The sequence below is a fragment of the Corallococcus sp. 4LFB genome (genome assembly GCF_046520365.1).
GTDB lineage: Bacteria > Myxococcota > Myxococcia > Myxococcales > Myxococcaceae > Corallococcus > Corallococcus caeni.
This window is the reverse complement of the sequence record NZ_JBKGHJ010000307.1, coordinates 1-10,586: the sequence shown is the minus strand read 5'-3', so window position 1 is coordinate 10,586 and position 10,586 is coordinate 1. Positions and strand designations below refer to the sequence as shown.

The following is a 10,586-nucleotide window of genomic DNA, read 5'->3' as shown; positions in this document are numbered from 1 at the left end:
GGCTCTGGGCGCGCAACCCGGCCCGGCGCGGCGCGTTCGCGGCGGAGCTGCGCGCGTCGCTGGGCGAAGCGGTGCACGTCGTCGCCTGCGCCTCGCTGGACGAGGCCCTCCGGGGCGCGGACGTGATTGGCACCGCGACGTCGTCGAAGACACCGCTGGGGAGCTTCGAGGGCCTCTCCCCCAGCGTGCACATCAACTGCATGGGCGGTCACACCGTGGAGGCGCGGGAGGTGCCGCTCGAACTGCTGCGCACGTCGACGGTCATCGTCGAGGACCTGGCCACCGCGCTCGCGGAGGCCGGGCCAGTCCATGCCAGCGCCATCACCCTGGGGCAGCTCGTGCGGAGGGACAGCGGTCCCCTGCGCGCGGGCCGCACCGTCTTCAGCTCCACGGGCCATGCCTTCCTCGACGTCCTCACGGTCGCGCACGTGTTGCGCGAGCTCGAGGGACGGCACCGGCCCGCGACGAGCTGAGCCATTGAACCTGGAGGAGCACATGATGAAGGAATTGCCCCGAATCGATTTGACGTCCGCGACGCCAGGGTCCGAAGCGGAGCGCCGGGCGGCGTTCGAGATCGACCGGGCCTGCAAGCAGGTGGGCTTCTTCACCTTGAGCGGCCACGGCATCCCGCCGGCCGTATTCGAGGACGCCTATTCCCTGTCGCGGGCGTTCTTCCGCCAGCCCCTGGAGGCGAAGAACCGCTGCCGGTTGCAGTCCGGCTTCACCATGGCCGCGGACGACTACACGCCCTACGGCTACAGCGGCATGCTGGAGGAGAACGCCTTCGCGTACATGGGCCGCAAGGGGCTGCCCAGCGACTACGTGGAGAAGTTCAGCGTGGGCCGGCTCATCGAGGACGACGCCGCGAGCCTGCCGTTCAGCTCGGACGCGGAGGGCCAGCGGCTGCGCGCGGCGCTCAAGGCGTACTTCCACGAGTGCGAGGCGCTGACGGCCCGGCTCACGGAGCTGTTCAGCATCGCGCTGGACCTGCCCCGGGACTTCTTCGCGAAGAAGACCTCCGCCTCCACCGACTCGCTCCGCTCCCTGCTCTATCCCCAGCTCAGCGCGGAGCTGATCAACGACCAGGGCATGGGCGAGCACACGGACGGGACGCTGCTGACGGTGCTGGCCCAGACGGGGCCTGGCATCCAGGTGAAGGAGCGCGGGGGCGCGTGGATCACCCCCACGCTGGAGCGGCGCGACCACCTCATCGTCAACATCGGCGACCTGATGGCCCGCTGGTCCAACGACGAGTACGTCTCCACCCCGCACCGGGTCGTCCTGTCCGGCGGCGAGCGCCAGTCCCTGGCGTTCTTCAAGCTCGCCAACGACGACGCGCTCATCGAGTGCTTCCCCAAGTTCTGCAAGGACACGCCCGCGAAGTACGAGCCCGTCGTCTACAAGGCCTTCTCCCTCCAGAAGATGAACGCGCTGTTCGGTGTCGGCGGCGACGCTGGACGCTCCTAGAGGCCCGCCCATGATCGGTGAATTCAACGAAGCGTTCCTCGCCGCCCTGGAAGAGGGGTGGACCCCCGCGCGGGACGCCACGGCGCAGGCGAGCACGATTGCCGCGATCCACGACCTGGACTCGCCCATGTACGAGAAGAGTCAGTTCGCGCACCCGCTCCTCTTCAGCCAGACGGAGTTCGTGGAGCTGAGCCAGGCGTGCCGCGCCCTGCTCTCCGCGCAGCTGAAGCTCATCGGCCACCTCATCGACGCGCGCTCGCGGGAGGGCCTGCTGGACCTGCTGAGGATGCCCCGGCACCTCGCGCGCTTCATCCACTGGGACAACCTGCGCCACGGCGACGCGACGATTGGCCGCATGGACATCGTGCCCACGCGGCAGGGGTACTTCTTCTGCGAGTTCAACATCTTCCCCGGCGTGGGCGGCGGCGAGGCCTACGAGGGCTCCCGCGCGGCCACCGCGGCGCTGGGCTTTCCCCAGGCGGGGTTGATGGACAGCCCGCTGCGGGACCTCGCCGTGCTGTACGCGGAGGAGTGCCGGAAGCGGGAGCTGCGGCGGGTGGTGATCCTCGACTCCCGGGGGCACTCGGGCCTGGGGTATCCGCGCCAGGAGTACCTGAAGCGATATCTCGAAGAGCTGAACCCGGGCGTGCAGGTCCACATCCTCGACGAGGTGAGCTACCCGGAGGCGTGGCTGAAGCGGGAGGAGGCCGAGCGAACGCTCATCCACCGCATGTTCACCTACGAGGAGGTCACGGACGGCTTCGCGTTCCTGGAGAAGGTCTGGGCGAGCGGCGCGGTGCTCACCCACGGCTTCGAACCGGAACTGCGCATGAGCAAGCGGTTCCTCGCGCTGCTGTGCGAGCCGGGCCACCAGTCTCTGTTCAGCGACGAGGAGGTGGCCGCCATCCGGAAGTACCTGCCCCCCGCCTTCTCGCTGTCGGAGGAGAACCTGGCGGGCGCGCTGCGCGACAAGAGCCGGCTCGTGTTCAAGATCGACGACAGCAGCTCCTACGGCGGCAGCGGCGTGCTGATGGGGACGGACTGGTCCTCGGAAGAGCTGGAGCGGAAGCTGCGCGAGCCGGGCGTCGAACGGTGGATCTGCCAGCGCGTCGTGGAAGCAGAGACCGTCCGGCTGCGTGCGGGGGGGGACCCGGCCCCGGAGGAGTACCGGCTGGTGCTGGGCTTCTACTCCTACGGCGGCAGGACCAACGGCTTCCTGGTGCGCGGCAGCCGCACTTCCAAGGTGGTGAACATCACCAGTGGAGGCAAGCTGGGGTGGGCGTTCGTCGTTTCCGAGGAAGGACGCCAGGCCTTCATCCGTCACGCGCGCGGCGGCGCGGAAGACGTCACTTCAAGGAGCGCATGAACCATGGCTGCGAACCTCATCCTTCTGGGCGCACGGCAGTTCATCACGGAGCGGGCGTGGCAACTGGGCCTGCGGCCGCTGATCATCCAGCAGCCGGGGCTGTCCGATGACGTCGTGAACCGGCAGTCCGACCGGGTCCTGCTCATGAACTACGACGACCCGGCGCTCATCCCCATGCTGAAGGCCGCGCACGCCGTCACCCCGTTCGTGAGCGCCGTCACCGTCGCGGAGGAGGCGCTCACCGCCTGCGCGCGCATCAACGAGGCGCTGGGGCTGCGGGGAACGCCCCTGGCCCTGGTGGAGAAGACGCGCGACAAGCCGGCCATGCGGCGGGTGCTCGACTCCGGCGGGTTCTCCCCCGTGCAGTGGGCCGCGGTGAAGACGCACGAGGACGCCATCGCGTTCGCCGGGCGACAGGGCTATCCGTTCATCCTCAAGCCCGTGGACGGCGTGGGCAGCATCGACGTGCGGCTGGTCCGCTCCGCCTCGGACCTGGACGGCGTGCTCAACGGCCGCGCGTCGTGGATCGCCGAGGAGTACCTGGACGGCCCCGAGTACTCCGTGGAGTGTTTCTCCTTCGCGGGGCGCCACGTCATCCTGGGCATCAACGAGGAGACGAAGAGCACGGACCCCAGCGCGAGCGCGTTCCTGGAGATCGCGCATCAGGTCCCTGCGCCGATGCCCCCGGAGCGGGACCGCGAGGTGCGGGACTTCATCCGGAGCTTCCTGGACGTGCTCGGCATCCAGGACGGGCCTTCGCACACGGAGCTGAAGTACACGTCGCGCGGCCCGCGCATCGTGGAGACGCACACGCGGCTGGGCGGCGACCGCCTGTGGGACCTGGTCCGGCTGACCACCGGGCATGACCTGCTGGACATGACGCTCCAGTGGGCCATGGGGACGCTGAAGCCCCTGGAGGCGGATCCGGTGCCCCGGGGCGGCGCGGCCATCCAGTTCTTCACGCCGCCGCCCGGCAAGCTCAAGCGGCTCAACGGCGCGCACGCGCTGCGGCGCATTCCGGGAGTCGTGGAGATCTCGCTCCAGGTCGAGCTGGGCACCACCGTCCGGCAGGCCCTGAAGTCAGAGGACCGCGCGGGCTTCGTGATTGCCTACGCGGACACCGTGCAGCAGGCGCAGGCCGTGTGCAGGGAGGTCAGCCAGCGGCTCGTGTTGGAGACCGCTTGAGGTGATGCGTTCCGCGGCGCGGCGGATGTGAAATCCGCCGCGTCGGTTGGGGCGCTCAGCGCTTGCGCGCGTTACGCGACTCCAGGGACAGGCAAGACCGACGGGCGAGGGAGCTTCACGTTGTGCTGCGCGAGCTTCTCAACGGCGCTTTCGAACGAATCGCAGTATTCGCCCCCGAGAAGGCCCAGCTCATCGCGAACCTGCGGGATGTCAAAGTCCCTGTGATTGCGGCTGACAAACAACTTGGGCCGCATCCGGTCTCGCTTCCGCGCATCCGCGACAACAGCCGCATAGATGATGGCGTCAGACGACGAAAGGTCATAGTCGCGCCGGTAGTTCAATGCCTGCTCGAACATGTCGGCTGTCAATTCAATCCGGCCCGCGGTTCGCAAGGACCGCATGACCACCGAGTCGAGTGCGTCTGATTCCGCCGTCTCCAGGCCCAGAAGCACCGTTGGCGCCGTCTCGATAGGCTGAATCGTGGCCTTGTGCTGTCTGGAACGACGAAGCTGCCGGAACTGCTCCTCCAACAGGTTTCCGAGCTTCTTTCGTTCCCGGCCACGGTGGGCCATCGTCCCGAAAGGTTCACTGAGCGAGAACGCCGGAATCATCAACTCGAACAGCCGCTGCTCTGCCCCGGAAAGAATCGACTCCGCCGCGTTGGCTCCTTCTTGTCCCAAGGCAAGCTCAAGGATGAAGTTCGATTCAACATAGACAATCAAGCAGGTGCCCCGAACGGATCCAGCGCGACTTCGTGCATGACCTGGGCGCCGCGAATCGCATCAAGGAAGCCGAGCTTCTTCAGCTTCATTTCGGTTCCCGATCTCGAAGGAACCTTCTTCAGGGCCAGTTCGGTCAACCACTGGACCAACAGCAACTCCAATTGCGTTCCGTGAAGCCGGATCCCCGGTCCTGCCGGCAAATACCGCTCAACGACCTTGCTCATCGGAAACTCGGCATCCGGAAGCGCATCAGCGCGGCTGGTGGCCGTGCCCTTCCAGAGAAATCCACGCTCCTGGGTGAGCAGCAGGAAATAGGGAACAGTCGCGGGAAGCCCATGCGCAAGCATCCGGCGACGCAGTTCCATGGCGAGCATGGGCGTCAACTTCATGGAGCCCTTGGCTTCAACCACGGCAATGACTTTTCCGCTCGGGTTTCGGAGCACGATGTCCGCATTCATGTCCATAACCTCCAGCAAGGCTCGCCCAGTCAATCAGTCATGACACCACAGCCGACGTCATCCCGGGGACGCCCCGGGATACCAGAAGGCGTTCACCCCGGGAACAGATGGGCCTGGGAGGGCTGTGCCCTGCCAGGCCTCAGCGCTTGCGCGCGAGCACCTGCCGCACTTCCACCAGGCACGCTTCCGTCACGGCCTCCACGGACAGCTCACCGTCGATGTGCACGATGCGCTCGTGGTTCTCTCGCAGCTCGATGGCCTTGAGGTACTGGATCGCGATGCGGCGCTGGGCCTCGTCCGCCTCGAACAGCTCCGCGGGGCCTCCTCGCACGGCCCGGCGCGTCGCCGCGACCTTGGGGTCCACGCCCACGAACAACGTCAGGTCCGGCGACACGGCGTGCGAGTTCACCTCGTCCACCCACTCCATGGGCAGGCTCGCCCCCTGGTACGCCAGCGAGGACAGCACGTAGCGGTCGCACAGCACCACCTTGCCCTGCTCCAGCGCCGGCAGGATCCGCGCGTGCAGGTGGTCCGTCCGGTCCGCCGCGAACAGCAGCGCCAGCGTCTCCTGCGCCAGCGGTCCCCGGCCGTGCGGCAGCCCCAGGCGGCCCGTCAGCGCCTGGCGCAGCATCGTGCCTACCGGGCCATCCGAGGGCTCGCGCGTCGTCCACGACGTCGTGCCCTTCCGCCCTCAGCAGGGACGCCAGCCGCTCCGTCTGCGTGGTGGTGCCCGCGCCGTCCAGGCCCTCCAGCACGATGAACCGCCCCGGAAGGGCGACCTTCCTCGCGGCGCTCACCTGGGCAGGAGTGCGGCAGGGTTGTCCAGGTGCAGCTCGCGGCGCAGCGCCAGCAGCGCCTCATAGCGCTGCAGCTCGTCCACCAGCACCTTGCGGCCCTGGCGGTAGCTGCGGAAGCCGTACACCAGCAGCCCCAGCGCCAGGAGGCTGGCGCCCCAGGCCAGCACCGGCGTGCGCAGGGAGTCGTAGAACAGCTTCCCCGCCGCCCCCGCAATCAGCATGAAGGCGATGACGGAAACACCCGCGTGGGTGAAGTGCGTGGTGCTCTGCCGGGTCGCCAGGCTGTCCTGCAGCTGGTTGAACCTGGCCCGCTTGTCCTGGATGTCTGCGCTCACGGAACCGGGCATCCTACATCAGAGGCCCCAGCCCGTCGAGTCGCCGGCCGGGCCGCGATACCTACATGGACGCCAGGGCACCGGTTTCCCTCATCCCAGCCATTGAACGGGCGCACGCTCGCTTCCCGGGCATGGCTTGCCACCCCACCCCCCTCGCGTTACATGCCGCCCACCATGCCTCTCCACGCCGTCAGCAGGATGAGCCCCTCCGCCATGAGCCCAGACTCCGAGTTGAACACCATCGAGGAGGCCATCCGCGACATCCAGGCCGGCAAGTGCGTCATCGTCGCCGACGACGAGGACCGCGAGAACGAAGGCGACCTCATCATGGCCGCCGAGCTGGCCACCCCGGAGCAGCTGGCCTTCATGGTCCGCCACACCAGCGGCATCATCTGCCAGCCCATGCTCGCGGAGCGGCTGGACGCGCTGCGCCTGCCGCAGATGGTGTCGGAGAACACCGAGTCCCACCGCACCGCCTTCACCGTCTCCGTGGACTTCCGCCACGGCACCACCACCGGCGTCTCCGCCAGCGACCGCATGAAGACCATCCGCGCGCTCGCGGACCCGAACACCACCGCGGACGACTTCCTGCGCCCCGGCCACATCTTCCCGCTGCGCTACCGCGAGGGCGGCGTGCTGCGCCGCGCGGGCCACACCGAGGCCGCCGTGGACCTGGCGCGCCTCGCGGGCCTGCAGCCCTCCGGCATCCTCTGCGAGCTGGTGAAGGACGACGGCACCATGCAGCGCATGCCGGACCTGAAGCAGTTCGCGCGCGAGCACAACCTCAAGCTCATCACCATCGCGGACCTCATCCAGTACCGCAGCCGCAAGGACCGGCTGGTGCGTCGCGAGCCCGGCCAGAGCGTCGTGCGCACCCGCCACGGCGAGTTCACCGCCCTCACCTACACGTGGACGCCCGACGGCGCGAAGTCCCTGGTCCTGGTGAAGGGCGACCCCGCGAAGGCCCAGCCCGCCCCGCTGGTGCGCCTGCACGGCGCCTGCGCCCTGGGTGACGTGTTCGGGTCACCGGATTGCAAGTGCAACCTGCTGCTGGACCGCGCGCTGGAGAACGTGGCGCGCGAGGGCAACGGCGTCATCGTCTACCTGCCCGGCATGCACGGCAACGACTTCGGCATCCACCACAAGCGCGCGGGCGACGGCAGCAACGCGTCCGTCAGCCTCGCGGCCAACGAGTCGCGCGACGTGGGCATGGGCTGCCAGATCCTCACCGACCTGGGCGTGAGCGCCATGCGCGTGATGTCCAACACGGACATGACCTACCGGGGCCTTTCCGGCTTCGGGCTCACCATCGAGTCGCGCCTGCCGCTCGAGGTGGAGTAGCGAAACCCGGGAGGTTCGCCGGACGCCCGGTGTCAGAGCGGAGTGGCAGGGTTCGTGGCCACTCCAGTTCGACCCGGACATGCGAACCTCCCTCCCCCAGCCACCGCGCGGCCGTGACAGCGGGCCGCCGCCCTTCTCCCGGTTCGTGCTGCTGTGGCTGGGGCAGACGGTGTCGGGCATGGGCTCGCACCTGAACGGCTTCGGCCTGAGCGTGTGGATGTATGAGCACACGCGGTCCACGTCGCTCTACTCGCTCATCGCCCTGGCCGCCTTCGCGCCGGGCGTGCTGGTGGCACCGCTGCTGGGCGGCGTGGTGGACCGGCACGACCTGCGCAAGGTGATGATGCTGGGGCACGCGGGCGGGGCCGTCTGCACGGTGCTCATCGCGCTGCTGCTCTGGCTGGACAGACTGAGCGTGGGCGCCCTCCTCGCGCTCGTCGCGGCCGGCGCCGCGTTCAACAGCGTCCAGCGGCCTGCCTTCACCAAGGCCACGACGCTGCTGGTGGGCCCGGAGCAGCTTCCGCGCGCCAATGGGCTCATGCAGCTGGGCCTGGCGCTGGGCTACATCGTCGCGCCGCTGCTGTCCGGCGTCCTGCTGCCCCTCATCGGCGTCACCGGCCTGCTGGTCATCGACGTCCTCGCGGCGGCCCTCTCGCTGGCGGTGCTCCAGGCCCTGCGCATGCCCGCGGCAGCACCGGAGGAGGCCGCGCCGGTGAAGGCGTCCCTGGGCGGCCGCGCGCTCCAGGATGCCGGAGTGGGCTGGCGCTACATCCGCGAGCGGCCGGGCCTCCTGGGGCTCCAGGTCCTCCTCACGCTGATGAGCTTCAACCTGGGCATCCTCCAGGTGCTCGTCACGCCCCTGGTCCTGTCCTTCACCGACGTGCGCACGCTGGGCGCGGTGATGACCGCGGGCGGGGTGGGCATGCTCGCCGGAAGCCTGCTGCTGCTCGCCTGGGGCGGGGCGCGCGGCGTCTGGACCGTGCTGGGGTTCGTGCTGCTCCAGGGCCTGTTCATGGGGCTGGGCGCGTCACGTGCGTCCGCGTGGGGCGTGGGCGCGGGCGCGTTCGGCGTCCTGTTCACCGTCCCCGTCATCATGAGCAGCAACCAGACCCTCTGGCAGCGCAAGGTCCCCACCGGGTTGCAGGGCCGCGTCTTCGCCGTGCATGCCGCGCTGTCCGGCGGCGCCATTCCCGCCGCCTACCTGCTCTCCGGACCGCTCGCGGATCACGTCTTCGAGCCGATGATGGCCGTGGGCGGGCCCCTGGCCTCCACGCTGGGCCCCTGGGTGGGGGGCACGGGGCCGGGCCGGGGCATCGCCCTGTTCTTCCTGCTGCTCGGCGCCGCCACCGTGTTGCTCGTGGTGACGTGCACGCTGCTCCCGAGCGTCCGCCGCGTCGAGCAGGCCCTGCCCGACGCGCCGCCGGAGCCGCTCCCCGGCCTCACGTCCTGACGGTGCCCGCCCTCAGCCCAGGTCCTTCAGGGCGGCGCGCACGGCGGACAGGTCCGCGGGCAGCTCCACCGGCGGGTTCGCGTGCGCGGCCTTCACGTCCGTCAGCGTCTGCCGGTGGTAGCCCACCTTGAAGTCCGCGAACTTCAGCCCGTGCGCGGTGGCCACCACCGCGACGCTGGCGCCCTTCGCCATCACGCCCGACGCGGCCAGCTTCTCCACCGCCGCCAGCGCGACGCCCGTCTGCGGGCAGGTGAAGGTGCCCTCGCGGTCCGCCCGGGCCGCCGCGTTGGCCAGCTCCGACTCCGACGCCTCCTCCACCACGCCGTCGAACGCGCGCAGCATCCGCACCGCGCGGCGGAACGACACCGGGTTGCCAATCTGGATGGCGGACGCGAGCGTCGCTCCCGCCTGCATGGGCACCAGGTCCTGGAAGCCGCCCCGGAAGGCTCGCGCCAGGGGGTTGGCCCGCTGCGCCTGCGCCACCGCGATGCGCGGCCGGCGGGAGATGAGCCCCAGGTTGAACAGCAGGTCCAGGCCCCGGCCCAGCGCGCTCGCGTTGCCCAGGTTGCCGCCCGGGATGACGATCCAATCCGGCGGCTCCCAGCCCAGGTCCTGGCACAGCTCGACGGCGATCATCTTCTGGCCCTCGATGCGCAGCGAGTTCATCGAGTTCGCCAGGTACAGCCCCGTGTCCGCCGTCACCGCCTGCACCAGCTTCATGCAGCCGTCGAAGTCCGTGTCCAGCGACAGCACGCGCGCCCCGTTGGCGATGGGCTGCACGAGCTGCGCGAGCGACACCTTGTCCTTCGGCAGGAACACCACCGCCGGGATGCCCGCCGCCGCGGCGTACGCGGACAGCGCCGCGGACGTGTCGCCCGTGGACGCGCACGCCACCGCGCGGATGGGCGTGCCGCGCGAGCGCAGGTGCTTCACCGCGGACACCAGGACCGTCATCCCCCAGTCCTTGAAGCTGCCCGTCGGGGAGACGCCGCACTCCTTCAACATCAGCGAGCCCAGCCCCAGCTCCGCCGCCATGCGGGGCAGCGGCTTGAGCGGCACGCGCCCCTCGCCCAGCGAGACGATGTCCTCCACCGGCAGCTCGGGCAGCGCCCACTCGCGCTTGCCCCAGACGCCGGAGCCGTCCGGCAGCCGGGACGTGGCGAAGCGGGACTCGAAGCGGCGCTTCCACTCCGCGGCGGGCACGGCGCGCAGGGCGGCCTCGTCGTGGGCCACCTCCAGCAGGCCTTCGCAGCGCGGGCAGCGGTAGACGACCTCCCACAGCGACGCGGTGAAGCCGCAGCCCTCGCTGCACGCGTAGCCCGCCTTCAGCGCCGGAGCCGTCACGCCTCCACCTTCGTGCCGCACGCCACGCACGCGCGGCCCGGCCAGGCCGGCACGTGGCAGGAGGGACAGGGCACGCGCTCGCCCTCGTCCGCGCCCTTGCGCTTCGCGGTCGCCTGCGCCG

The 10,586-nt window shown here is 69.8% G+C and carries 9 protein-coding genes and 2 pseudogenes; 6 read left to right on the top strand and 5 right to left on the bottom strand.

The window, feature by feature from the left end; genetic code table 11:
• The 4 genes and pseudogenes from ACLEQD_RS27710 to ACLEQD_RS27695 form a co-directional block, all read left to right on the top strand.
• Window positions 1-473, top strand: a pseudogene (locus ACLEQD_RS27710) (hypothetical protein); the annotation flags it as partial.
• A 22-nt stretch (window positions 474-495) separates the two neighbouring features.
• Window positions 496-1,467 carry an isopenicillin N synthase family dioxygenase gene (locus ACLEQD_RS27705; RefSeq protein ID WP_410388034.1) on the top strand — a complete coding sequence of 324 codons (972 nt, stop codon included), beginning with the start codon at window positions 496-498 and terminating at the stop codon, window positions 1,465-1,467.
• A 10-nt stretch (window positions 1,468-1,477) separates the two neighbouring features.
• On the top strand, window positions 1,478-2,833 hold the full coding sequence (locus tag ACLEQD_RS27700; protein WP_410388032.1) for a hypothetical protein: 1,356 nt from the start codon (window positions 1,478-1,480) through the stop codon (window positions 2,831-2,833).
• Between the two features lie 3 nt (window positions 2,834-2,836).
• Window positions 2,837-4,018 (top strand): ATP-grasp domain-containing protein, encoded by a 1,182-nt coding sequence (locus ACLEQD_RS27695; protein ID WP_410388031.1) that lies wholly within the window; start codon window positions 2,837-2,839, stop codon window positions 4,016-4,018.
• 71 nt (window positions 4,019-4,089) lie between these two features.
• Here the strand turns inward: ACLEQD_RS27695 and ACLEQD_RS27690 are convergent, their stop codons facing one another.
• From ACLEQD_RS27690 to ACLEQD_RS27675, 4 genes and pseudogenes are all read right to left on the bottom strand, one after another.
• Window positions 4,090-4,740, bottom strand: coding sequence for a hypothetical protein (locus ACLEQD_RS27690; protein ID WP_410388029.1), 651 nt, complete (start codon window positions 4,738-4,740; stop codon window positions 4,090-4,092).
• Complete coding sequence (locus ACLEQD_RS27685) at window positions 4,737-5,198, bottom strand: hypothetical protein (RefSeq protein WP_410388027.1); 462 nt, start codon at window positions 5,196-5,198, stop codon at window positions 4,737-4,739. The genes ACLEQD_RS27690 and ACLEQD_RS27685 overlap by 4 nt, the downstream gene beginning before the upstream one ends.
• A gap of 139 nt (window positions 5,199-5,337) precedes the next feature.
• Window positions 5,338-5,995, bottom strand: a pseudogene (gene tmk, locus ACLEQD_RS27680) (dTMP kinase).
• Window positions 5,992-6,330 (bottom strand): hypothetical protein, encoded by a 339-nt coding sequence (locus tag ACLEQD_RS27675; RefSeq protein WP_410388025.1) that lies wholly within the window; start codon window positions 6,328-6,330, stop codon window positions 5,992-5,994. The pseudogene tmk and the gene ACLEQD_RS27675 overlap by 4 nt, the downstream one beginning before the upstream one ends.
• 213 nt (window positions 6,331-6,543) lie before the next feature.
• On the opposite strand from ACLEQD_RS27675, the gene ribB reads away from it, so the two are divergent.
• Window positions 6,544-7,671, top strand: a complete 1,128-nt coding sequence (gene ribB, locus ACLEQD_RS27670; protein ID WP_410388023.1) for a 3,4-dihydroxy-2-butanone-4-phosphate synthase — start codon at window positions 6,544-6,546, stop codon at window positions 7,669-7,671.
• Between the two features lie 79 nt (window positions 7,672-7,750).
• Window positions 7,751-9,121 carry an MFS transporter gene (locus ACLEQD_RS27665; RefSeq protein ID WP_410388021.1) on the top strand — a complete coding sequence of 457 codons (1,371 nt, stop codon included), beginning with the start codon at window positions 7,751-7,753 and terminating at the stop codon, window positions 9,119-9,121.
• Between the two features lie 12 nt (window positions 9,122-9,133).
• On the opposite strand, the gene thrC is transcribed toward ACLEQD_RS27665, so the two are convergent.
• Window positions 9,134-10,465 (bottom strand): threonine synthase, encoded by a 1,332-nt coding sequence (gene thrC, locus ACLEQD_RS27660; protein ID WP_410388019.1) that lies wholly within the window; start codon window positions 10,463-10,465, stop codon window positions 9,134-9,136.
• Window positions 10,466-10,586 lie beyond the last annotated feature (121 nt).

Coding starts and splice junctions, on each gene's coding strand:
- ACLEQD_RS27705 (WP_410388034.1), top strand. CDS start 496: ATGATGAAGGAATTGCCCCGAATCGATTTGACGTCCGCGACGCCAGGG.
- ACLEQD_RS27700 (WP_410388032.1), top strand. CDS start 1,478: ATGATCGGTGAATTCAACGAAGCGTTCCTCGCCGCCCTGGAAGAGGGG.
- ACLEQD_RS27695 (WP_410388031.1), top strand. CDS start 2,837: ATGGCTGCGAACCTCATCCTTCTGGGCGCACGGCAGTTCATCACGGAG.
- ACLEQD_RS27685 (WP_410388027.1), bottom strand. CDS start 5,198: ATGAATGCGGACATCGTGCTCCGAAACCCGAGCGGAAAAGTCATTGCC.
- ribB (WP_410388023.1), top strand. CDS start 6,544: ATGAGCCCAGACTCCGAGTTGAACACCATCGAGGAGGCCATCCGCGAC.
- ACLEQD_RS27665 (WP_410388021.1), top strand. CDS start 7,751: ATGCGAACCTCCCTCCCCCAGCCACCGCGCGGCCGTGACAGCGGGCCG.